The organism is Pseudomonas sp. ASL4 (assembly GCF_056680395.1).
Genome location: NZ_CM155280.1, coordinates 7,010,467 through 7,033,811, shown reverse-complemented (window position 1 = coordinate 7,033,811; position 23,345 = coordinate 7,010,467). Strand labels below are relative to the sequence as shown.

At 58.3% G+C, this 23,345-nt stretch carries 22 protein-coding genes; 12 read left to right on the top strand and 10 right to left on the bottom strand.

Annotation, left to right across the window (positions count from 1 at the left end; translation table 11 throughout):
• Positions 1–22: 22 nt before the first annotated feature.
• From alg8 to yaaA, 3 genes are all read right to left on the bottom strand, one after another.
• The gene (gene alg8, locus AC1MEW_RS32215) at positions 23–1,504 is read right to left on the bottom strand and encodes a mannuronan synthase (protein ID WP_416350750.1); all 1,482 of its coding nucleotides are present in this window, start codon (positions 1,502–1,504) and stop codon (positions 23–25) included.
• Between the two features lie 183 nt (positions 1,505–1,687).
• On the bottom strand, positions 1,688–3,004 hold the full coding sequence (locus AC1MEW_RS32210; RefSeq protein WP_201255853.1) for a nucleotide sugar dehydrogenase: 1,317 nt from the start codon (positions 3,002–3,004) through the stop codon (positions 1,688–1,690).
• Between the two features lie 817 nt (positions 3,005–3,821).
• Complete coding sequence (yaaA, locus tag AC1MEW_RS32205) at positions 3,822–4,601, bottom strand: peroxide stress protein YaaA (RefSeq protein ID WP_322270587.1); 780 nt, start codon at positions 4,599–4,601, stop codon at positions 3,822–3,824.
• Positions 4,602–4,913: 312 nt separating this feature from the next.
• Here yaaA and AC1MEW_RS32200 point away from each other — a divergent pair, with 312 nt between their 5' ends.
• The 6 genes from AC1MEW_RS32200 (at position 4,914) to AC1MEW_RS32175 (ending at position 10,257) form a co-directional block, all read left to right on the top strand.
• Positions 4,914–6,038: a polysaccharide deacetylase family protein gene (locus AC1MEW_RS32200; protein ID WP_480424849.1), complete on the top strand. Its 1,125-nt coding sequence runs from the start codon at positions 4,914–4,916 to the stop codon at positions 6,036–6,038.
• 347 nt (positions 6,039–6,385) lie between these two features.
• Positions 6,386–7,780: a PhoH family protein gene (locus tag AC1MEW_RS32195; RefSeq protein ID WP_054049712.1), complete on the top strand. Its 1,395-nt coding sequence runs from the start codon at positions 6,386–6,388 to the stop codon at positions 7,778–7,780.
• 240 nt (positions 7,781–8,020) lie between these two features.
• A complete protein-coding gene (gene moaC / locus AC1MEW_RS32190; protein ID WP_077430837.1) occupies positions 8,021–8,494 on the top strand; it encodes a cyclic pyranopterin monophosphate synthase MoaC in 474 nt (157 codons plus the stop codon).
• Positions 8,491–8,733: a MoaD/ThiS family protein gene (locus AC1MEW_RS32185; RefSeq protein ID WP_201200801.1), complete on the top strand. Its 243-nt coding sequence runs from the start codon at positions 8,491–8,493 to the stop codon at positions 8,731–8,733. Before moaC ends, AC1MEW_RS32185 begins: the two co-directional genes overlap by 4 nt.
• Before the next feature lie 2 nt (positions 8,734–8,735).
• Positions 8,736–9,188 carry a molybdopterin synthase catalytic subunit MoaE gene (gene moaE, locus AC1MEW_RS32180; protein ID WP_201200803.1) on the top strand — a complete coding sequence of 151 codons (453 nt, stop codon included), beginning with the start codon at positions 8,736–8,738 and terminating at the stop codon, positions 9,186–9,188.
• A 292-nt stretch (positions 9,189–9,480) separates the two neighbouring features.
• The gene (locus AC1MEW_RS32175) at positions 9,481–10,257 is read left to right on the top strand and encodes an ABC transporter substrate-binding protein (protein WP_201200804.1); all 777 of its coding nucleotides are present in this window, start codon (positions 9,481–9,483) and stop codon (positions 10,255–10,257) included.
• Positions 10,258–10,362: 105 nt separating this feature from the next.
• On the opposite strand, the gene AC1MEW_RS32170 is transcribed toward AC1MEW_RS32175, so the two are convergent.
• The 5 genes from AC1MEW_RS32170 to AC1MEW_RS32150 form a co-directional block, all read right to left on the bottom strand.
• Entirely contained in the window at positions 10,363–10,989 is a 627-nt protein-coding gene (locus AC1MEW_RS32170; protein WP_201200805.1) for a helix-turn-helix transcriptional regulator, read from the bottom strand.
• Between the two features lie 90 nt (positions 10,990–11,079).
• A complete protein-coding gene (locus AC1MEW_RS32165; RefSeq protein WP_201200807.1) occupies positions 11,080–12,207 on the bottom strand; it encodes an NAD(P)/FAD-dependent oxidoreductase in 1,128 nt (375 codons plus the stop codon).
• 96 nt (positions 12,208–12,303) lie between these two features.
• Entirely contained in the window at positions 12,304–13,251 is a 948-nt protein-coding gene (locus AC1MEW_RS32160; RefSeq protein WP_480424845.1) for an ornithine cyclodeaminase family protein, read from the bottom strand.
• A 140-nt stretch (positions 13,252–13,391) separates the two neighbouring features.
• The gene (gene rhlB / locus AC1MEW_RS32155) at positions 13,392–14,879 is read right to left on the bottom strand and encodes an ATP-dependent RNA helicase RhlB (RefSeq protein WP_201200811.1); all 1,488 of its coding nucleotides are present in this window, start codon (positions 14,877–14,879) and stop codon (positions 13,392–13,394) included.
• 108 nt (positions 14,880–14,987) lie between these two features.
• Positions 14,988–15,644, bottom strand: coding sequence for an alpha/beta hydrolase (locus AC1MEW_RS32150; protein WP_201200813.1), 657 nt, complete (start codon positions 15,642–15,644; stop codon positions 14,988–14,990).
• Between the two features lie 468 nt (positions 15,645–16,112).
• On the opposite strand from AC1MEW_RS32150, the gene AC1MEW_RS32145 reads away from it, so the two are divergent.
• From AC1MEW_RS32145 to AC1MEW_RS32130, 4 genes are all read left to right on the top strand, one after another.
• Complete coding sequence (locus tag AC1MEW_RS32145; RefSeq protein WP_201200815.1) at positions 16,113–17,144, top strand: amino acid ABC transporter substrate-binding protein; 1,032 nt, start codon at positions 16,113–16,115, stop codon at positions 17,142–17,144.
• Between the two features lie 65 nt (positions 17,145–17,209).
• Entirely contained in the window at positions 17,210–18,391 is a 1,182-nt protein-coding gene (locus tag AC1MEW_RS32140; RefSeq protein ID WP_201200817.1) for an amino acid ABC transporter permease, read from the top strand.
• 10 nt (positions 18,392–18,401) lie between these two features.
• The gene (locus tag AC1MEW_RS32135) at positions 18,402–19,499 is read left to right on the top strand and encodes an amino acid ABC transporter permease (protein ID WP_201200819.1); all 1,098 of its coding nucleotides are present in this window, start codon (positions 18,402–18,404) and stop codon (positions 19,497–19,499) included.
• An 11-nt stretch (positions 19,500–19,510) separates the two neighbouring features.
• Complete coding sequence (locus AC1MEW_RS32130) at positions 19,511–20,275, top strand: amino acid ABC transporter ATP-binding protein (RefSeq protein WP_003171943.1); 765 nt, start codon at positions 19,511–19,513, stop codon at positions 20,273–20,275.
• Positions 20,276–20,353: 78 nt separating this feature from the next.
• On the opposite strand, the gene AC1MEW_RS32125 is transcribed toward AC1MEW_RS32130, so the two are convergent.
• Together AC1MEW_RS32125 and AC1MEW_RS32120 are read right to left on the bottom strand one after the other, a co-directional pair.
• Positions 20,354–20,824 (bottom strand): type II toxin-antitoxin system MqsA family antitoxin, encoded by a 471-nt coding sequence (locus tag AC1MEW_RS32125; RefSeq protein ID WP_322270592.1) that lies wholly within the window; start codon positions 20,822–20,824, stop codon positions 20,354–20,356.
• A complete protein-coding gene (locus tag AC1MEW_RS32120) occupies positions 20,821–21,132 on the bottom strand; it encodes a type II toxin-antitoxin system MqsR family toxin (RefSeq protein ID WP_201255851.1) in 312 nt (103 codons plus the stop codon). The genes AC1MEW_RS32125 and AC1MEW_RS32120 overlap by 4 nt, the downstream gene beginning before the upstream one ends.
• A 165-nt stretch (positions 21,133–21,297) precedes the next feature.
• Between AC1MEW_RS32120 and AC1MEW_RS32115 the strand changes: the two genes are divergently transcribed.
• Together AC1MEW_RS32115 and AC1MEW_RS32110 are read left to right on the top strand one after the other, a co-directional pair.
• Positions 21,298–21,957, top strand: coding sequence for a FadR/GntR family transcriptional regulator (locus AC1MEW_RS32115; protein ID WP_322270593.1), 660 nt, complete (start codon positions 21,298–21,300; stop codon positions 21,955–21,957).
• Positions 21,947–23,254 (top strand): CynX/NimT family MFS transporter, encoded by a 1,308-nt coding sequence (locus AC1MEW_RS32110; protein ID WP_480424843.1) that lies wholly within the window; start codon positions 21,947–21,949, stop codon positions 23,252–23,254. Before AC1MEW_RS32115 ends, AC1MEW_RS32110 begins: the two co-directional genes overlap by 11 nt.
• Positions 23,255–23,345: the final 91 nt, after the last annotated feature.

Sequence of the window (23,345 nt, the reverse complement as noted above, 5' to 3'; positions counted from 1 at the left end):
GGCTAATTCAATAAGGGGGCGGTCAGACCATCATCAGCAGCACGGCGACAAAAATGCTGCCGGCGGAGAAGGTCATGGTCCGAGACGACCAGGTGTTGAACCAACGTTGAAAGCTGGCGAGATCACGGGTCAATTTGGTGTCCTGGCGAGTCCAGGATTGTTGGTCGAGGCGGAAGAAAACGTAGATCTTCACCAGCGCGCCGACGATCTGGTTGTAATAGAGAATGATCGGGTAGGCCGGGCCGATCCGGTGACCGGAGCACGACAGCAGCAGGGTCAGGATCAGGCGGGTGATACCAATCCACAGCAGGTAAGCGAGGATGAACGCGCCGCCGTACTTGAAGCTGGCGATGATCGCCACGGTCAGTCCCAGCAAGGACGTCCACATCGATACGCGTTGGTCAAACAGCACCACCGAAGTGAACAGACCGAGGCGTTTCATCCCCAGGCCCAGGGCGCGGGAGTTCTGGCGCAGGTTGTTGCCGTACCAGCGGAACATCAGTTTGCGGCTGGCCTTGATGAAGCTTTTTTCCGGCGGGTGTTCCACGGTGTGGATCGCGGCGTCCGGTACGTAGAAAGTGTCGTAGCCCAGGCGCATCAGGCTGAACCAGCTCGACTTGTCATCACCAGTCAGGAACTTGAAGCGGCCCAGGCGCCAGTGTTGCAGCGAGTCGCTTTCCACGTCGGCGATAAAGTCCGGGTCGGTGACCACGGTGGCGCGGAATACCGACATCCGGCCGGTCATGGTCAGGACGCGCTTGGACAGGGCCATCGAGCACATGTTGATGTGGCGCTGGGCGAACCGCAGTTTGTGCCATTCAGCCATGACGTAGCCGCCGCGCACTTCGCAGAACTCGTTGGTGGTCAGGCCGCCGACATTGCCGAACAGCTGGAACCACGGCACGGTCTTGAGCACGACGCCTGGGGCGAGCACGGTGTCGCCATCGATCACTGCAACCACTGCGCGGTCGTCCGGCAGGTGGCGGGAGATGGCGCGGAAACCGTAGGCCAGGCCATCGCGCTTGCCGGTGCCGGGAATACGCACGAAGTCGAGCTTGACCCGATCCGGCGGGTTCATCCGGGCCCAAAGACTTTTCACCAGCAACTCATCGGACATTTCGACGATTGAGCAGACCATGGTGGCGGGCAGGCCGCAGTCGATCGCTTCGCGAATCACCGAGCTGTAGACCTGGGCGGTGGTCAGTGCATCGATACGAAAACTGGTGACCATCAGGTACACATGGGACGGGTCTGCCGCTTTACCCAGCTTGCGCACTTTGCGCCGCAGGTGCGGGTAGACGATGTACAGAAAAATCATGCCGCGCACAAAATGCGTGGCACCCATCGAGTAACGCCAGATCCCGATGAAACCAATCAGGAAGATGAAGTCCTTCGACTCGGAGTCGAACGTGGACGCAGGCAACGCCATGGCGATGCCCATCAATAAACTTAGGTAAAACAGCCAACCGGCGGCCTGAAGTAGGCCGTGCTTTAGCCTGTGCATAATCTGCATCCGTCTCTATCTCGGGCGAGCCTGTTGGGTGGCCCGATGGGGTTAAGGCAGGCGAAAAAGCCAGATCAGTTCCCTCGGACCTGTAGGCGCGAGGCTTGCCCGCGAAGGCGGCGAACCTGACACATCACGTCGTCTGGTTCGCCGGCAAGCCTGGCTCCTACAAAGGGCGGTTTGTTACCAGCAGATGCCTTCGGTGCGATCGGTGACGCTGGTGGCTTGAGACATGAAACCGACCAGGTCGACCACTTGCTTGCCGTGTGGAGCCTTTTCCGCCAGGGCGCGGAATTTCTCGTCACGGTTGCCGAGGATGATCACGTCGGAGTTGCTGATCACTTCGTCGAAGTCGGAATTGAGCAGGGACGAGACGTGCGGGATCTTCGACTCGATGTAGTCCTTGTTCGCGCCGTGGACACGGGCGTATTCGACGTTGCTGTCGTAGATGCTCAGGTCGTAACCCTTGCCGATCAGCATTTCCGCCAGATCCACCAATGGGCTTTCGCGCAGGTCATCGGTGCCGGCCTTGAAGCTCAGGCCCAGCAGGGCGACTTTGCGTTTGTCGTGGCTGGAAACGATGTCGAAGGCGTTCTGCACTTGCGACACGTTGCTGCGCATCAGCGAATTGAGCAGCGGCGCGTCAACGTCCAGGGAACTGGCGCGGAAGGTCAGGGCACGCACGTCTTTGGGCAGGCAAGAGCCGCCGAACGCGAAGCCCGGACGCATGTAGTACTGCGACAGGTTCAGGGTTTTGTCCTGGCAGACCACTTCCATCACTTCACGACCATCGACGCCGACAGCCTTGGCGATGTTGCCGATCTCGTTGGCGAAGGTCACCTTGGTGGCGTGCCACACGTTGCAGGTGTACTTGATCATCTCGGCGACAGCGATGTCCTTGCGGATGATCGGCGCGTCGAGCTCTTCGTACAGGGCTTGCAGCACGTCGCCGCTGGCGGTGTCGAACTCGCCGATGACGGTCATTGGTGGCAGGTCGTAGTCGGCAATCGCGGTGCTTTCACGCAGGAACTCAGGGTTGACCGCCACACCGAAATCGACGCCTGCTTTCTTGCCGGAGCAGTCTTCGAGAATCGGGATCACTACGTTGGCTACGGTGCCTGGCAGTACGGTGCTACGAACCACGATGGTGTGGCGGGAGGTCTTGTCACGCAGGACAAAACCGATCTCGCGGCACACGGCTTCGATGTAGTTCAGTTCCAGATCACCATTTTTCTTGCTCGGCGTACCAACGCAGATCATCGACACGTCGGTGTCGCGAATCGCTTCTGCGAAGTTGGTGGTGCCGCGCAGACGGCCGGTCTCGATACCTTTGGTCAGAAGCTCGCCCAAACCCGGTTCAACGATCGGCGACTTGCCGGCGTTGATCATATCGATCTTGTCTTTGGCGACATCTACGCCAATGACGTCATGGCCACGTGCAGACAGGCAACCGGCACATACTGCACCGACGTAACCCAAACCAAATATGCTGATGCGCATCGCATTTACCTCTGTAATGATCAAGCCATTAGATGGCAGGAGTTAATGGTGTTCAGCGGTGATAGTGCACTCGAAAGTGCGGCTTACAGGCGCCACAGTGCCGCATGCAGGCATACTAAGTTCTGAGTGACTCGCTCTAATGAATAGAGAGGTGCACTCAAAATGTGCGCAACGTGGCCTTATTATTATGGTGTGCCCTGTAATGCCGCCCATCCCCTGTTCAGAAGATGTTCGTGCAAAGGTCTTTCGCACTCGATACCTGGCGCTTAGCCAGTGAAATCAAGCGTTTCAATGCTCAAATGAGCATTTTTATTGGGGCGCAGCCTTGGCCTTGTAGGGGATAGTAATGGTGCATATCTCCTGTCCTTTATGTGTTGCCCAAATAAAAGACTCGGCGGCGGAAGTTAATATGACAACTTCGCTACATGAGTCTCGTCTCTGCGTAAGTTATCTCTTACAAGCTCGGTGAGAATAGTTACCGGTGGTATGAGCTACGCATTTGGACATAGTTCCAGCCCGCCCATCGCGAATTCTGAAATTTCTTGAAATATTGAAAAAGATGGCACTGCTTTCATATTGATAGCACTTACCATTTGGGCCTTTATATAAAGGGTTATTATCGAATTAGATGGGTAAGTGCCACTATCGATAAAAATATTTGGTGCCACTACTGAAAAAAATGGCAATTGTCGAGTGAAATAAAATTTAAGAAAGGGTGCGGTGTTTTTCTGGCGCCAATAAATCGGCGAAAGGAGGGGGAAATTGTTGGACTATCAGACGGCGGCGCACGACGAGCGTCGTGCGCCGAATAAGTGCATTACTCCGGCGCGTGATCGCGCAGGAATACCAGATTGTCCGGTTTGGACTGTTCGGCGTTGTAGCGGTAGCCCTGGACATCGAACTGCTTGAGGGCGGCCGGGTCGTTGATGCGCTCTTCGATGACAAAACGGCTCATCATCCCGCGGGCCTTCTTGGCGTAGAAGCTGATGATCTTGTACTGGCCGTTTTTCAGGTCCTTGAACTCGGTATTAATGATGCGTGCGTTCAAGGCGCTGCGTTTGACCGCCGAGAAGTACTCGTTGGACGCCAGATTCAGCAGCACGTCGTCGCCCTGGTCGGCCAGCGCTTCGTTCAACCATTCACTGATCCGTGTGCCCCAGAAGGCGTATAGGTCCTTGCCACGGGCATTCGCCAGTTTGGTACCCATCTCCAGCCGATAGGGCATCATCAGGTCCAGCGGGCGCAGCAGGCCGTACAGGCCGGACAGCATGCGCAAATGTTGCTGGGCGTAATCGAAGTCGGCTTCGCTGAAGGTCTGGGCGTTCAGGCCGGTGTATACGTCGCCCTTGAAGGCCAGCAGTGCCTGCTTGGCATTTTCCGCGGTGAACGCCGGGGTCCAGCTGCCGAAACGCGCGGCATTGAGGCCGCCGATCTTGTCGGAGACGTGCATCAGCTCGCTGATCTGCGCTGGTGTGAGATCACGCAGTTGCAGGATCAGTTCCTGGGAGTGGTCCAGGTATTGCGGCTGGGTAAAGCGCTGGGTGGCCGGCGGTGTTTCGTAATCGAGGGTCTTGGCGGGGGAAATCACCATCAGCATGAAGTCGTCTCCTTTAATCGTGGGGGCGATTCTAGGGGGTTGTCCGTGTTGACTCCAGCTATCAAGTCCATAGGTGATCGGTGGTTTGGCCATAAGGACTTTTGTGGCGAGGGAGCTTGCTCCCGCTCGAGCGCGAAGCGGTCGCAAAATCCATGTGCAGGTTCTATCTGGAAAGATGGGGCTGCAGCCTTTAGGGCCGCTTCGCAGCCCAGCGGGAGCAAGCTCCCTCGCCACAATGAGTTCCGCGCCGCTGCGGGAGTTGGGTCTGGATCAGCTATAGTGCCGCGCGGGTTTTGTTATGGAGACATCCCATTGCGTATCGTTTTTTTATTCTCGGCCTGGCTATTGAGCTTTGGTGCCATGGCGGCGCCGGGCGATGTGGCGACCCTTGATCGCAGCACCTGGCCAGAACAACTCAACAGCCCGACCTTGTTCGACGTCGCGTCACGGGCTGAAATCCTCATGTTCGCCCGCGTCCTGCTGGCCAGCGAATCCCTGGACGAGGCGGGCCTGGCCCAGCGCCTGGGCCTGCGCACGGTCAATCTGGACTCGGTCAACAGCCTGCGTGAACGTATGTGGCAGCGTCTGCTGGCCAACTACAACTTCGCCCAGCAGAGCTGTGATCAGGATGCATCGTTCTGTTTCCTGGTCGAGGACATACCGACCCTGCGCGAGCAAGCTGCCAAGTTCCAGGTCAGCGATGACAGCTATTACACCAAGTGGGCCGAGCCGAGCCGACTGTTCCATGCCCAGTACCTGGACGAGCAATTGCGCAAGGCCGCGCTGTTTCCGCAAACCAGCAGTGAAGTCGATCGTTTTGGCGACTATGAGCGCAACGGCGACGAGATGCATGACCGGTTGTTTTTGCTGACCTTCGACAGCGCGGCCAACGCCGTCCCGGACAATACGGCCTGGGCGACCGAGTACCTGCGCAAGTCGAACATGAACGGCACCTTCTTCGTCCTCGGCAAGGACATTCAGGCCCGTTTGGCCGAGCGTTCGGTGTCTGGCCTGCAAGCGCTGTATTCACAGCAATGCATTGGCGTGCAGGGCTGGGAGTTCCGTTCCCATAGCCATTGGCAAGACTGGCAGGACTCGGTGAAGCGCAGTGTCGAACTGGTGAAAAACAAACTGCCGGAGAATTACGTGCCGCTGTTTCGTCCGCCCGACGGTCAGCGTCGCTCCGATGCGCAGGGCTTTTTCGAGTCGCAGGGTTTGCAGGTGGCGCTGTGGGACATCGATCCCCAGGACGGTGCCGGCAAGCTCAAGGGCAGCCAGAGTGCTCAGCGGTTGCTGACTTTGATGTTGCTGTGGCGCCACGGCGTGATCAATTTCAACGTGAAGCAGGATGCCGTGAAAACGTCGATGCCCTGGCTCATCACGCAAACGGCGCAAAGCGGGATCGGTTGGGAAGACTGTCAGGGTGCGTTTCGCTGAAAACTGAAAAAGCCCGCAAACATTGGGGCAGAGGGCAGGGCGGGGTGATTTTCGAGAAGATTTCGATGCAGGCGGACTTCCGACTTTAACGGCACAATGCCTGCACGCCAAGGGCTATTCGTCACTCTGAAAAATAAACTTCAAAAAAACGTCAAAGTGCTTTTTCCTGTCACAGGTTTTGGAGTATTACGAAGACAGACCGCCGAAACCTGCAACACAGGTGGCGTCTTCCAAGACCCTACTTGTTTGCAGTTCACTTGAGTCCCAACAGGTGAATTCGGTGGCCACTTCGAGGCGCAGCACTGTCACGGTATTGCGTCGACTGGCTCCCACAAAGGTGACCGAGTATGGATGATCACGGACGTAGTTCTTCCTCCAACCAGCCAATCCTTTATGTACTCGATACCAACGTACTGATTCACGATCCAAACGCCCTGCTTAACTTCGAAGAACACCACGTTGCGATCCCGATGACCGTGCTTGAAGAGCTGGACAAGCTCAAGAGCGGGCATCACAGCGTTGCGGCCGAATGCCGTCAGGCAATTCGCCTGATCGACAAGACCTTGGGCGATGCCAGCCCCGAGGATGTCGAACTCGGTGTGCCGATCCAGCGCGGCAAGAGTGGGCCCAAGGGTTTGCTGTCAATTCTGATGAGCAAGCGCGCTGAGCCGAACATCATTCTGCCCGAGCACCTGAACGACAACATCATCATCAACCAGTTGATTGACCTGCACGCGCGCGAACCCAAGCTGCCTGTGGTGCTGGTCACCAAAGACATCAACATGCGCCTCAAGGCCCGGGCCTGCGGGATTGCGGCCGAGGACTACAGCACCGATCAACTGGTTGACGACGTATCGCTGCTGCCCAATGGTTACCACAACATGACCGGCTCCTTTTGGGACCTCGTGAGCAAGGTCGAGACCCGTCAGGATCATGGACGCACCTGGCACCAGGTGAAGCTGATCGACAACCTGCCGGCCGTGCACATCAATGAATTCATCATCGACGAACAAGGGTTTGTCGGCTGGATCAAGGAGATTGAAGAAGACCGTCTGCTGATTCTCGACCTGCATCAGGAACCCCTATTGCACCAGGAGGCCTGGGGCCTGAAACCGCGCGACATCTATCAAAGCCTGGCGCTGTACGCCTTGCTCGATCCGGATATCCATCTGGTCAATCTATCCGGCGCGGCCGGTTCCGGTAAAACCATCCTGGCCCTGGCCGCTGCGATCGAGCAGACCATGGTCAGCAAACGCTATCGCCGGATCATCGCCACCCGCAGCGTGCAGGGCCTGGACCAGGAGATCGGTTTCCTGCCCGGCACCGAAGCGGAAAAAATGGAGCCTTGGCTGGGCGCCATCACCGACAACCTCGAAGCCTTGCACATGGATGACGAAAACACCCATGGCAGCGTCGACTACATCCTCAGCAAAGTGCCGTTGCAGTTCAAATCCCTCAACTACATTCGGGGCCGCAGCTTCCAGCAGAGTCTGATTTTGATCGATGAATGTCAGAACCTGACACCGCACCAGATGAAAACCATCATCACCCGTGCCGGTGCCGGTTCCAAAGTGGTGTGCCTGGGCAACCTGGCACAGATCGACACCCCTTACCTGTCCGCGACCAGCTCCGGGCTTACGTACCTGACTGAACGCTTCAAGGATTTCCCTAACGGTGTACACATCACCCTGCAAGGGGTGCCACGTTCGATCCTGGCCGAATACGCCGAAACGCATTTGTAACCGCTTCACCCGAACCGGGCGGCCTTCACGGGTCGCCCGGTTTTTTGTGCCCGACACAAAACCCAATGTGGGAGCGGGCTTGCTCGCGAAAGCGGTGTGTCAGTCACATTGATATTGGCTGACACGACGCCTTCGCGAGCAAGCCCGCTCCCACAGGAGGATTGCGGTGGTCCAATAATCAAGCGTGCGAAAATTTGACCCGCAGGTTTACAATCGACGCTCCTGATCAGGAGTAACCCTGTGCTGACTCATCTCGATTCCCAAGGTCGCGCCAACATGGTCGACGTCACTGAAAAAGCCGTGACGTTCCGTGAAGCGACGGCCCAAGCGCTGGTGCGCATGCTGCCCGAAACCCTGCAAATGATCGTCAGCGGTGGTCACCCAAAAGGTGATGTGTTCGCCGTGGCGCGCATTGCCGGCATTCAGGCGGCGAAGAAAACCAGCGACCTGATTCCCCTGTGCCATCCGTTGATGCTGACCGGCGTCAAGGTCGAACTCAGTGCCGAAGGCGACGACACCGTGCGCATCGTTGCGCGTTGCAAGTTGTCCGGGCAGACCGGCGTCGAGATGGAAGCCCTGACCGCTGCCAGTGTCGCGGCACTGACCATCTATGACATGTGCAAGGCTGTGGACCGCGGCATGACCATTGAAAGCGTGCGGTTGCTGGAGAAGGTCGGCGGCAAGAGCGGCCATTTCCAGGCAGACCCGTCATGAAGCTTACGGTGAAGTTTTTCGCCCGATACCGTGAAGCGCTGGGCGTGGACTTGGTCGAGGTTGAAGGCGATTTCGCCACGGTGGATGACGTGCGTGCGTTGCTGGTCCAGCGCGACGGTGCCGAGGTACTGAGCGAGCAAAACCTGATGTGCGCCCGCAACGAAGACCTCTGTCAGCTCGACGAGCCGGTGGTCGAGGGTGATGAAGTGGCGTTCTTTCCGACCGTGACCGGGGGCTGATCATGGCGATTCGCGTGCAGTCCACGGCGTTCGATCCGGGCGCTGAAGTCAACGCCATGCACGCCGCCAATGTCGGCGTCGGCGCGGTGGTGAGTTTTGTCGGCTACGTGCGCGACTTCAATGACGGGCTCGACGTTGCCGGGATGTTTCTCGAGCACTATCCGGGCATGACCGAAAAGGCCTTGGGCAAAATTGCCGTCGAGGCCGAGCAGCGCTGGCCGCTGCTCAAGCTTGAAGTGCTGCACCGCATCGGCGCCCTGGAACCGGGTGAGCCGATCGTCTTCGTTGGAGCCGCCAGTGCCCATCGTCAGGCTGCATTCGATGCCTGCGCGTTCGTGATGGACTACCTGAAAACCCGCGCGCCATTCTGGAAGAAAGAAAACACCAGCGACGGCCCGCGTTGGGTGGAAGGGCGGGACAGCGATCATGCGGCGGCGGATCGCTGGAAGAATTAAGCGGTCAGTTGTTTCTTTGTTGGCTGTCAGTCCGCCTTCGCGAGCAAGCCCGCTCCCACAGGGAAACGCATTCCAATGTGGGAGCGGGCTTGCTCGCGAAGAGGCCATCAGCAACCCCCAAATCCCCCAGGCTCACCTCCCGATCAAAGGCGCGGCCGATCTGAGCGCACCCGATTGACGATTTATACATAAAAGTCCAGTATGGAATTATAAGTACAAAAAAAGGCGTTTCCCCCGTTTCTGCTCTTTCTTCTGTCTTGCCAAACCAACAACAACCCGCGAGAGAACGAACATGAAGAAATTCCCCCTCATCACCGGTCTGGCCCTGAGCCTGTTGGCGTGCAGCACTGTGTTCGCCGCCGAGAAAACCCTGCGCATCGGCATTGAAGCGGCGTATCCACCGTTCGCGTCCAAAACCGACAAAGGCGAAATCGTCGGTTTCGACTACGACATCGGCAATGCCCTGTGCGCGCAGATGAAGGTCAAGTGCACCTGGGTCGAGGGTGAATTCGACGGTCTGATTCCTTCCCTGAAGGTGAAGAAAATCGACATGGCGCTGTCGTCGATGACCATCAATGAAGACCGCAAGAAGTCCGTGGACTTCACCCACAAGTACTACTTCACTTCATCGCGCCTGGTGATGAAGGATGGCGCGGTGGTCGATGACCAGTACGCGAGCCTGAAGGGCAAGACTATTGGTGTGCAGCGCGCCACCACCACCGACCGTTACGCCACTGAGGTGTTCGAGCCGAAGGGCATTAACGTCAAGCGCTACGGTAACAACGAAGAAATCTACATGGACCTGGCGGCCGGTCGTCTTGATGCGATTTTTGCCGACACCATCCCGCTGAGTGACTTCCTGTCGATGCCGCGTGGTAAAGGCTATGCGTTTGTCGGGCCGGAGTTGAAGGATCCGAAGTACGTGGGCGAAGGCGCCGGGATTGCGGTGCGCAAGGGTAATGCCGAGTTGGTCAGTGAGCTGAACACTGCCATCGATGGGATTCGCGCGAGTGGTGAATATCAGAAGATTTCTGACAAGTACTTCAAGTCCGATATCTACGGCGACTGATCAGCCGGCTTCGCGAGCAAGCCCGCTCCCACAGGGAAATGCATTCCAATGTGGGCGCGGGCTTGCTCGCGAAGAGGCCCGATCAAACAACACACATCCAAATGCCTAACCCTTCAATTCCTTCAAATGCTTGTACACAGTCGCCCGCCCCATGTTCAGCACATTGGCCACATAGTTGGAGGCGCTTTTGCCCTTGAAAGCCCCTTCGGCGTGCAGCGCCAGTACCAGCTCGCGTTTGTGGTCGCGGCTCAGCACATTCAGGCTCAACTGACGTTCGCGTAGCCAGGCATGCAGGAAGGTGTTGATCCGTTCCTGCCAGTCATCGCGAAACAGTGAGTCCGGTTGCGGAATCAACTTGGTCGGCGACAGGAACAAATCCAGCGCAGCCTTGGCATTCTCGAACAGCGAAATATTCAGATTGATGCACAGCACTGCCAGCGGATGACCTTCGCTGTCGCGCAGTACACTGCTGAGGCTGCGAATCTTCTGGCCATCCCAATTGAGTTTTTCGTACGGCCCGATGTTTCGTTCGCTGACATCCTCGCTGAGCATGTCCTCCAGCGCCGCGTCATCGCCGATTTCCCGTTTCGACAGGTTGTTGGCGATGTAGTCGATTTTTTGCGTGCGCAGATCGTGCAGTACGACCTCGGCGTGCGGAAAGAACAGGGTGGCGATCGCGTCGGCAATCGCCCGGTAGTTGTCCAGGGCCGGGTCTTTTTCGGGGGCGTTCATACAGGGAGCTCCAGGCAACGTCAGCGCCCTATCAAAAAGGGCGCTGGAAGTTTGCCGCAATCGCGTCGACACGTCACCCAAGTCCGAAACTCAACCCAGGCGCGCAGGGGAGAGCATCGCGGCGTCCAGGCCGAAACGGCTGAGTTGCTCGGGCAAGTCTTCACCGCGAACAAGTGCAGCGCTGGCCTGGCCCATGGCCGGCGAGGTCTGGATGCCATAGCCGCCCTGCGCGGCGACCCAGAACAGTCCTGGCACCTTGGGATCGAAGCCAGACAACAAATCCCCATCACGCACGAAACTGCGCAGACCAGCCCAAGTGCGGGTCGGACGGCGGATGGTCAGGGTGGTGGCTTCTTCGATTTGGTAGATACCCATGGCGATGTCCAGCTCTTCGGGCTGTACGTCATGCGGTTCCACCGGGTCGGCGTTGGCGGGCGAGCCGAGGAACATGCCGGCATCGGGCTTCATATAGAAGGATTCGTCGAGGGCCACCAGCATTGGCCAATGGTGGATGTCCACACCTTCGGGGCCGGCGAAGATAAACGCCGCACGGCGCTTCGGTTGCAAACCCAGCGACGTGGCGCCGGCCAGCGTGCCGATTTTATCGGCCCAGGCGCCCGCGGCATTGATGATGATAGGTGCACTGAAGGTCTGACCGTTGGTTTGCACGTGCCACAGCCCTTCAGCATCACGGGTCAGGCGCAGCACTTCGCTGTCGGTGTGGACTTCACTTTTGTTGCGGCGAATGCCACGCAGGTATCCCTGATGCAAGGCGTCGGTATCAATGTCGCTGGCGGTCGGGTCGTAGATCGCGCCATGGACTTTTTCCCGGCGCAGGATTGGCAGACGCGCGCAAGCTTCATCGGCGCTGAGCAGTTGCATCTCCGGCACCGTGGCTTTGGCGCTCAAGTATTGATTGTTCAGTTCGGCCGGGTCGCCGGTAAAGTCCACGGTCATCTCGCCGCGCGGGGTCAGCAGCGGGTGCTCGCAGAAACCTGCAGGCGGGGCGTCGAAGAAGTCGCGGCTGGCCTGGGTCAGCGCGCGCACTTGGGGCGTGCCGTAAGCGGCGGTGTACAGCGCCGCGGAGCGTCCGGTGGAGTGATAGGCCGGATGGGATTCACGTTCCAGCACGATGACTCGCCCGTGCTGCGACAGCCAGAAACCGGTGGAAGCGCCGGCGATCCCGCCGCCGATAATGATGAAATCTGCCTGGCTCATGAACCTCTCCTGAAAGGGCGTAAATGCTGAAATTGTGGTGATCCCTATGTAGGAGCTGACGAGTGAAACGAGGCTGCTCCTACATGGAGCGGGGGGTTAGCGGTTTAGTTGGTAGATCGCATTGGCCAGCGCGATGTCTTCCAGGCCCAGACCGATGGAGCGGAAGAACACATGACGGTCATAGCCTGGGCGCAGGACCCTGTCGCTGAGCAGCTCGGGCAGGTCGCCAACAATCGCGCTTTTGTCCCAGCCATGTTGTTCGCCGGCTATCAGCATTTCACCGGCCGAGCCCGGGGTGGTCTGACGATAGTCGCAGAACACCTGCATGTCATTGAGGCTCTGGGGCGGTACTTCGTGGGCGCGGGGGGCGTTGGTGCTGATCGAGGTGATCAGCGCCGGTTTGGTCAGTGTCGACGGATCAATCACCGGGCCGGCGGAGGAGGTGCAGAGCATGATCACATCGGCGTCATGAATGGCCGCTTCACGACTGTCGACCAGGGTCAGGCGCGAGTCGAGTCCTTTGAGTTGTGCCAAGGCTTCGGGAGCCAGTTCGTTCAGGCCGGGTGAGTACAGGCTAATGCTCTGCCAGTCGCGCAGGTCCTTGACGTAGTGCAAGTGCGCCTGGGCCACCTTGCCGCTGCCGATAATGGCCAGGCGTTGGGCCTTCAGCGGGGCGAGGGCATCGACCGCCACGGCCGTGGTCGCGGCGGTGCGGGCGGTGGTCAGCTCGGCGGCATTGCAAAGCATCAATGGTTGGCCGGTTTGCATCGACATCAACAACGTCCACGCCGTTACCAGTGGCCCTTGTTCGCGCACGATGTAAGGCGAAGTCTTGACCCCGTAGACCCCATCCTCTGCCAGCACGCCCAGGTAATTGATGAAGTCGCCGGCACCTTTAGGAAATTCCACGAGTTGCTGCGCCGGTTGTACGGCTTGCCCTGCGGCCAGGTCGCGGAACAGCTTGCGCAGGATCTTCGGCACGTCGACCTGCGCCAATAGCTCACGGGCCTGGGGTTGGGTGATCACATAAGGCGTACTGGGCATGGTCGGCTCCGGGAGCGATAAGTAAACTAATTTGTCCATTATGGACTTTTAGTCGTCTCGAGCAAGCTCCTGTTGAAAAAAGCCAGGCGAAAAAAAAGCGCAGTCCGTTGCCGGCTGCGCCTCTTTCACTACGTTCCGATTTACGGACGTTTGCGCTCAACCGCCCGCAGTAGATGCGTCGGTGGCGTTTCACAGCTGATTTTTTTACCCAGCAGCGCCTCGATGGACGGTAGCTGGTAGGAGTCGTCTTCACCGGCGAAGCTGATGGATACACCATCGGCACCCGCGCGACCGGTACGACCGATGCGGTGCACGTAGTCGTCCGGGACTTCCGGAAGGGTGAAGTTGATCACGTGACTGATGCCGTCGATGTGGATGCCGCGACCGGCAACATCGGTGGCTACCAGTACGCGGATCTTGCCTTCGCGGAAACCTTCCAGGGTCTTGATCCGTTTGTGCTGTGGCACATCGCCCGACAGTTGCGCGGCGTTGACGCCATCGCGCACCAGGCGTTCTTCGATGCGCCGCACTTCATCCTTGCGATTGGCGAAGACCATCACCCGCTCCCAACCGTTGTCGGTGACCAGGTTGTAGAGCAGCTTGTACTTGTCGGCACCGGCTACGGCGTAGATGTGTTGCTCGACGTTTTCGCTGGCCACGTTCTGCGCTTCGATCTCGACGATCGACGGCTCGGTGGTCCATTGCTTGGCCAGGTTCATCACGTCTTCGGTGAAGGTCGCGGAGAACAGCAGTGTCTGACGCTCGTTCTTCGGCGGGGTCTGGCGAATGATCTGACGCACTTGTGGGATGAAACCCATGTCGAGCATCCGGTCGGCTTCGTCCAGGACCATGACTTCGACCATGTCCAGGTGCACGTCGCCGCGCTGGTTAAAGTCCAGCAGACGGCCCGGCGTAGCCACGAGGATGTCGCAGTGACGGGCTTCGAGGTGCTTGAGCTGCTTGTCGAAGTCCATGCCGCCAACAAACGTCATGACGTTGAGGCCGGTGTACTTGGTCAGGTCGGCGGCGTCCTTGGCGATCTGCACCACCAGTTCGCGGGTCGGCGCGATGATCAGCGCCCGCGGTTCACCCATGTAGCGTTCTTTGGGCGGCGGGGTTTCCAGCAGTTGCGTGATGATCGAAATCAGGAACGCGGCGGTTTTGCCGGTGCCGGTCTGGGCGCGACCGATGGCGTCTTTGCCGGCCAGGGTGAAGCCGAGGACTTGCGCCTGGATCGGCGTGCAGTACGGGAACCCGAGGTCCTGGATGGCGTGCATCAGTTCAGGAGCGAGTTTGAAATCGTGGAAGCGGGTTTTGCCTTCCATGGGCTCGACGGCGAAGTCTTCGAGTTTCCAGGGAATAACCGGTGCCTTGGGCTTCGGTTCGCGACGCGGTTTAACAGGTTTCGGGGCTTCGATGAGCGGTTGCTCTACGGCGATGGCCTCGACAGGTGGGGCGGTCGGTGTGGTCACCGGCTCGTGTTTCGGTGCCGCTGCGGCTGCGGTCCTGCCAGGCTGATGACCGTCGGTGCGGTGGCTGGGTGTGTGAGACGGAGCGCTGGCGACTGGCGCGAGCTGCTCAGCCTCGCTCTTACCGAACATTTTTTTGAGTGCTTTGAGCACGGTCATCTCATCAATTGGTTAAGGAATATACGCCGGCCAGTGTAATGCAAGAACCGGGCGCGGCGTAGCAGGATGATCAATGGAGGCTAAAGGAGGTTCTTTTCATATAAAGAGTTAACGCAAACGCTCGGCCAGCCAGACGCCAATGTCGCGAATTTCTTCGGGTAACACTTCGTGACCCATTGGGTATTCTTGCCATGTCACGGTGACACCACGCAGCTTTAAATGCTCATAAGCACTGCGACCCATGGCGTTCTGAACCACGTCATCGTACTGGCCGTGCAAGCAAAGAACGGGAATGCGCTGCTGGCTGGCTGAAAGCTCCAGTTCATCACTGAATGTCGGTGCATAAGTAGAGAGGGCGAGTACGCCACCCAGGGCTCCCTGCCATTTCAGGAAAGCGCTGTGCAAGACCACGGCGCCACCTTGGGAAAAACCGGCCAGGAAGATCCGCGAGGCGTCTATTCCGCTGGCTCGCTGCTCTTCAATCAGTTCAATCACCATTTTTGCCGACTCGTCCAACTGCTCAAGACTGATGGCGCGCGCCGGGTTCATGGCCAATATGTCGTACCAGCTCGGCATCTCGTAGCCGCCGTTGATAGTGACAGCGCGAGTCGGTGCTTGTGGCAGAACGAAACGAGTGGTCAACAAGCTTTCCTGCAGGGCTTCGGCCACTGGCAGAAAGTCATAGCGATCGGCGCCCAGGCCGTGCAGCCAGATAACGCAGGCGTCTACGGGCTTGCCGGGCTGAAGAATCAAGGGCTGGGTCATGGTTGCTCCAATAATGTGCGGGCGCTCTCATTAAGTGCGTGATGTGAGTGCGTACCGTGTTGATCAGTTAAGAAGATGTCGCAAGGCTACAAGTTTTGCTATTGACCTGTCGCTGAATCGCTTAAGCGTCCGGTGTGGTACGGGCTTTGCTATGGAAAAACCTGTGCAACCAATCTCGTGCCTGGCGGTAACACTATCAGTGTACTGCTGACGACGGGATAGCAAAGAATCCGGTGATGGATGTTCGCCAGTGGCCGTTACGGGCTTAGCGAACGTGAAAGGGCTACAGCCCGTTCGGCCGATTGGTGAGAAGTGAGTAATCCATGATGTGGATTTTCTCCTACTAGACTCATAGCTAAAGTCTTACGTCGGTTGACCCCAAAAAAAGCCAACACGGGTCAACAACGCCTCAAAAGGGTGCGACGGGACTCACGCTCCGACACAACAAGAGCAAAACTGGAGGTTTGAATGAAAATGTTGAAATCCACCCTGGCTATCGTGACTGCTGCTGCAGTGCTCGGTGTCAGCGGGTTCGCTCAGGCGGGTGCAACCCTGGATGCAGTGCAGAAGAAAGGTTTCGTACAGTGCGGCGTGAGTGACGGTTTGCCGGGCTTCTCGGTTCCGGACTCCACCGGCAAGATCCTCGGGATCGACGCTGACGTCTGCCGCGCTGTGGCAGCTGCCGTTTTCGGCGACGCTACCAAGGTTAAATTCAGCCAGTTGAACGCCAAGGAGCGCTTCACCGCGTTGCAGTCCGGCGAAATCGACATCCTTTCGCGTAACACCACCATGACTAGCTCCCGTGACGCGGGCATGGGCTTGAAATTCCCTGGCTTCATTACCTATTACGACGGCGTTGGCTTCCTGGCCAACAGCAAGCTGGGCGTGAAAAGTGCCAAGGAACTGGATGGCGCAACCATCTGTATTCAAGCCGGTACCACCACCGAGCTGAACGTGTCCGACTACTTCCGCGCCAACAACCTGAAGTACACCCCGATCACTTTCGACACCTCCGATGAAAGCGCCAAGTCGCTGGAGTCCGGTCGTTGCGACGTGCTGACCTCCGACAAGTCGCAGCTGTACGCACAGCGCAGCAAACTGGCTTCGCCAAAAGACTACGTCGTACTGCCGGAAACCATCTCCAAAGAACCGCTGGGCCCTGTCGTGCGTAATGGCGATGACGAGTGGCTGGCGATCGTTCGCTGGGTTGGCTACGCAATGCTGAACGCCGAAGAAGCCGGTATCACTTCGAAAAACGTTCTGGAAGAAGCCAAGTCCACCAAGAACCCGGATGTTGCTCGTCTGCTGGGTGGCGACGGTGAATACGGCAAAGACCTGAAACTGCCGAAGGACTGGGTCGTCAAGATCGTTTCCCAAGTCGGTAACTACGGCGAAATCTTCGAGAAAAACCTCGGCAAGAGCACTCCGCTGGAAATCGACCGTGGCCTGAACGCGCTGTGGACCAACGGCGGCATTCAATACGCACCACCAGTGCGCTGATGGTTCTATCACCCGGTGGGCCAACCACCGGGTGATGTTCTGTTCCATTCTTTGCGGGGCACTTCATGCAAAAATCAATCGGCGCACCAAAGCAGAGGTTCAGCCTCAGCGATCCAAAAGTGCGTGCGTGGCTCTTCCAGATCATCACGATTGTCGCGGTCGTCGCGATGGGCTGGTATCTGTTCAACAATACGCAAACCAACCTTCAACACCGGGGCATTACCTCCGGCTTCAGCTTTCTGGATCGCAGTGCCGGGTTCGGCATCGCACAACACCTGATCGACTACACCGAATCGGACACGTATGCCCGGGTGTTTGTCATTGGTCTGCTTAACACGTTGCTGGTGACCGTCATTGGTGTGGTTCTGGCGACCCTCCTCGGTTTCATCGTTGGCGTTGCACGGCTGTCACCGAACTGGATCGTCAGCAAGCTGGCGACGGTTTACGTGGAAGTCTTCCGTAACATTCCGCCGCTGCTGCAAATCCTGTTCTGGTACTTCGCGGTGTTCCTGACCATGCCGGGGCCGCGTGCCAGTCACAACTTTGGCGACACCTTCTTCGTCAGCAGTCGTGGCCTGAACATGCCGGCCGCGCAAATGTCGAGCGGGTTCTGGGCATTCGCGATCAGCGTGGTGATAGCCATCGTTGCCATCGTGATGATGTGCCGCTGGGCCAACAAGCGTTTCGAAGCCACAGGCGTGCCGTTCCACAAGTTCTGGGTGGGCCTGGCGATCATCGTGGTGATCCCGGCTTTGTGCGCGCTGATCTTCGGTGCCCCGTTGCACTGGGAAATGCCGAAGCTGCAAGGCTTCAACTTCGTTGGTGGCTGGGTATTGATCCCGGAACTGCTGGCGCTGACCTTGGCCCTGACCGTGTACACCGCGGCGTTCATCGCCGAGATCGTGCGTTCGGGCATCAAGTCGGTCAGCCACGGCCAGACCGAAGCGGCACGCTCCCTCGGGCTGCGCAACGGTCCGACCCTGCGCAAGGTGATCATCCCGCAAGCTCTGCGCGTGATCATCCCGCCACTGACCAGCCAATACCTGAACCTGGCGAAGAACTCCTCGCTGGCGGCCGGTATCGGTTATCCGGAAATGGTGTCGTTGTTTGCCGGTACGGTGCTGAACCAGACCGGGCAGGCGATCGAGGTTATTGCCATCACCATGAGCGTGTACCTGGCGATCAGTATCAGCATTTCCCTGCTGATGAACTGGTACAACAAGCGCATTGCGCTGATCGAACGGTGAGGAAACGCGCATGACATCCCATACTTTCAAACCTGACATGCCACCACCGAGCCGTAGCATCGGTGTGGTGGCGTGGATGCGCGCCAACATGTTCTCCAGCTGGATCAACACCCTGCTGACTCTGTTCGCGTTCTACCTGATTTACCTGATCGTTCCACCGCTGCTGCATTGGGCGATCCTGGACGCCAATTGGGTCGGTACTACCCGCGCCGACTGCACCAAGGAAGGCGCTTGCTGGGTGTTTATCCAGCAGCGTTTCGGCCAGTTCATGTACGGCTACTACCCGCCGGAACTGCGCTGGCGCGTCGACCTGACCGTGTGGCTGGCGGTTATCGGCGTGGCACCACTGTTTATCTCGCGTTTTCACCGTAAAGCGGTGTACGGCCTGAGTTTTCTGGTGGCGTTCCCGATCATTTCCTACTTCCTGTTGCATGGTGGGATCTTTGGCCTGACCAATGTCGCGACCAGTCAGTGGGGCGGCCTGATGCTGACCCTGGTGATCGCTACCGTCGGTATCGCCGGTGCGCTGCCGCTGGGGATCATCCTGGCGTTGGGGCGTCGTTCGAACATGCCGGCGATTCGAGTGGTCTGCGTGACCTTCATCGAGTTCTGGCGCGGCGTGCCGTTGATCACGGTGCTGTTCATGTCCTCTGTGATGCTGCCGTTGTTCCTGCCTGAAGGCATGAACTTCGACAAACTGCTGCGGGCGCTGATCGGCGTGATCCTGTTCCAGTCGGCCTACGTGGCCGAAGTGGTGCGCGGTGGTCTGCAAGCGATCCCTAAAGGTCAGTACGAAGCGGCTGCGGCGATGGGCCTCGGTTACTGGCGCAGCATGGGCCTGGTGATTCTGCCGCAAGCCCTTAAGCTGGTAATCCCTGGCATCGTCAACACCTTCATTGCGCTGTTCAAGGACACAAGCCTGGTGATCATCATCGGCCTGTTCGACCTGCTCAACAGCGTCAAGCAAGCCGCCGCCGACCCGAAATGGTTGGGCATGGCCACCGAAGGTTATGTGTTCGCGGCCCTGGTGTTCTGGATTTTCTGTTTTGGTATGTCCCGCTACTCCATGCATTTGGAACGTAAGCTGGACACTGGCCACAAGCGTTAGGAGCGTAGTTTATGAGTGAAGCGATCAAACAGCCTGTGAGCCCTGAAGGCATTATTCAGATGCAGGGCGTTAACAAGTGGTACGGCCAGTTCCACGTGTTGAAAGACATCAACCTGAACGTCAAGCAGGGCGAGCGTATCGTCCTGTGCGGCCCTTCGGGTTCCGGCAAGTCGACCACCATTCGTTGCCTCAATCGCCTGGAAGAACACCAGCAGGGCCGCATCGTGGTCGATGGCGTGGAACTGACCAACGACCTCAAGCAGATCGAAGCGATCCGCCGCGAAGTCGGCATGGTGTTCCAGCACTTCAACCTGTTCCCGCATCTGACCATCCTGCAGAACTGCACCCTGGCACCGATGTGGGTGCGCAAGATGCCGAAACGCAAGGCCGAAGAAATCGCCATGCACTACCTGGAACGCGTCCGCATTCCGGAGCAGGCGCATAAATTCCCGGGGCAACTGTCCGGCGGCCAGCAACAGCGTGTGGCGATTGCCCGTGCCCTGTGCATGAAACCGAAAATCATGCTGTTCGACGAACCAACGTCGGCACTCGACCCGGAAATGGTGAAAGAGGTTCTCGACACCATGATCGGCCTGGCCGAAGACGGCATGACCATGCTCTGCGTAACCCACGAAATGGGCTTCGCCCGCACCGTGGCCAACCGCGTGATCTTCATGGACAAGGGCGAAATCGTCGAACAGGCTGCGCCGAACGACTTCTTCGATAATCCACAGAATGATCGTACCAAGCTGTTCCTGAGCCAGATCCTGCATTGATCCTGCACAGGCGTTGAAATAAACCCGGACGTGTTCCGGGTTTATTTTTGCCTGGGATTTATCGCCGAACACATCCCCCTACGAAGCGGGTGCTGTGTCGCGCTTGGCGAGTAACTGACGCAAATCCTCACCATCACTCAGCGCATGCACTTCGGCCATCAGGTGCGGATGCCGATCAAGCAGGCGCATCAGCGTAAACAGCGGCTGAGGCGGGGCAAGTTCGCCACGCTCGTAGCGGGAAAATGCATTGTGCCCGCCGCCAGACAGCAACTTCACCGCGTCTTTTTGCGTGAGGTGCAGTTTGCGCCGTATGCGTTTCATCTCGTTTGCCAGGAGCTGACGGCAGTCCATCAGCAACTGATCGCTAGCGTCCGAGTAGCGCTCGGCACTGCCGTCATCGAATTCGATTTCACCGCAAACCCTGCATTCCCAGCCTGAAATATCCTCAACCTGACGGGTCATTTGTTTGAAGTCGATGGTAATGCTGCGCGGCTCGAAATGTTGCAGCCCGTCATGGGTGCCGCAGCTGAAGCATTGCTTTGTATTCATGCGTCTTTCTCCTTGAAGGAGATAATCGGTGGCCCACCACCCGGGCGATAAGTCACTTTGATGCGGATCTCCAGACCGTGAGTCTTGATGTGGTACACGTCCTGCCAGATGCGATGGTCGGCGCAGGTGGTCATCGATTTGTGCAACATCCTGTACTCCAGCGAGTAAACGATTCGCAGCATTTGAGAAAGACTCAAGTCCATTCTGCGACCGCCTTCGCGGGCGGTGCCCGTAAATGCCCTGGTTCCCAGTCTGATCGCTTGCGCCTTCACCACTGACAAGTCGTAATGAGGTGTGTTCTTTTCCATAAGACACTTCAACCTTGAACATAAAATTACCCTTTAAGGGTAATTTTGACAATCGAGAATCCCGCTCCATTTCCTGCCCTTTAACCCTAGGCGCTTGTCCTCTCGGAAGATGCTGACTAACATGTCAGAAAATTCATCCTATGATTGGATGAAAGGGCGAATCCTATGTCAGACATTTCTCCACTCGTTAAGCGATCCTTGGTCGATCAGGCCTTGGACCTGTTACGTCAGCGCATCACCGAAGGTGTTTGGGTGGTTGGTCAGCGCCTACCCACAGAGCCCGAGCTGTCCGCCGAGCTGGGCATCAGCCGTAACACCGTGCGCGAAGCCATGCGGGTGTTGGCGTTTTCCGGGTTGATCGAAATCCGCCAGGGCGACGGTAGTTACCTGCGGGCCGTATTCGATCCGTTGGACACGATGAAAGCGCTGTCCCGCTGCACCCACGAACAAGCCCGGGAAACCCGGCACATTCTGGAAGTCGAAGCCATCGGCCTGGCGGCATTGCGCCGTACCGACGAAGACCTGGCGGCGCTGCGCGAAGCCTTGGGCGTCAGCGGTAGTCATTACCACGGCGATCTCGACAGCTACATCGCCTGCGACCTGGTGTTCCACCGCCGTCTGGTGGACGCCGCACACAACCCGACCCTCAGCGAGTTGTATCGCTACTTCTCCAGCATCATCGGCGCGCAACTGCGCAAGACCCTGAATATTTCCCCGCGACGCCAAGAGGTGTTCGATCTGCATATCGAACTGCTGGATGCCGTCGAGCAACGTGACCCGGAACGGGCCAAAGCCCTGTCGAGGCAGTTGATCAATGAACCTTGAAACCGAGAAAACCATGCCTGCCAATCACAGCAACATCACGCAGCCCAAGCGCACGGCAGAGCTCGAAGAGCTGCTGATCGACGCCGAGGCCGATGACGAACAGGTCCAGCAAAGTCACCCGATCCTGCGTCGGCCGTGGCTGTTGTTACTGGGGCTGATCCTGGTGGCGCTGAACCTGCGCCCGGCGCTGTCGAGCATGGCGCCGATGCTCAGTGAAGTGTCGAAGACGCTTGGTTTGTCGGCTGCTCAGGCCGGTTTGCTGACCACATTACCGGTACTCTGCCTCGGCTTGTTCGCACCGCTAGCGCCGATTTTGGCGCGACGTTTTGGTGCCGAGCGAGTGGTGCTCGGGATTCTGCTGGTGCTGGCCGGCGGGATCATCCTGCGCAGCTCCTTCGGTGAAGTCGGGCTGTTTGCCGGCAGCGTTCTGGCCGGGGCCAGCATCGGTGTGATTGGCGTATTGCTGCCGGGGATCGTCAAGCGCGACTTCCCGAAACAGGCCGGGACCATGACCGGTGTCTACACCATGGCCCTGTGTCTGGGCGCGGCGATGGCGGCGGGCGCGACCGTGCCGTTGAGCGAACATTTCGACAAGAGCTGGGCATTGGGCCTGGGGTTTTGGGTGGTGCCGGCGCTGGTCGCGGCGATTTTCTGGTTGCCGCAAGTGGGTCAAAAACATGGCTCGCACAACGTTGCCTACCGCGTCCGCGGTCTGCTGCGTGATCCGTTGGCCTGGCAAGTAACGCTTTACATGGGCCTGCAATCGTCGCTGGCCTACATCGTGTTCGGCTGGTTGCCGTCGATCCTGATTGGGCGTGGACTGACGCCGACTCAGGCCGGTCTGGTGCTGTCGGGTTCGGTGATCATTCAATTGGCCAGCTCCCTCGCCGCACCGTGGTTGGCAACACGCGGCAAGGACCAGCGACTGGCGATCGTCGTGGTCATGCTGCTGACCCTCGGCGGTTTGTTCGGTTGCCTCTACGCGCCGATCGAAGGTCTGTGGGGTTGGGCGATCCTGCTGGGTCTGGGGCAGGGCGGTACGTTCAGCCTCGCACTGACGCTGATCGTGCTGCGCTCACGTGACGCGCATGTCGCCGCCAACCTGTCGAGCATGGCCCAGGGCTTCGGTTACACCCTGGCGTCCATGGGCCCGTTCGCCGTCGGCATCGTGCACGACTGGACCGGCGGCTGGAACGCGCTGGGCTGGATCTTCGGCATCATCGGTTTGGGCGCGATCATCGCCGGGCTCGGTGCCGGGCGTTCGCTGTACGTTCAGGTAATCAGCGAAAAAGTCTGAATCCGCGCACTACTGGCATTCGGCCCACGAATGCCGGTGGTTTTGCGATCATTTGCAGACTATCGTGCAGGCAATCTTTTGAAGCCATTTT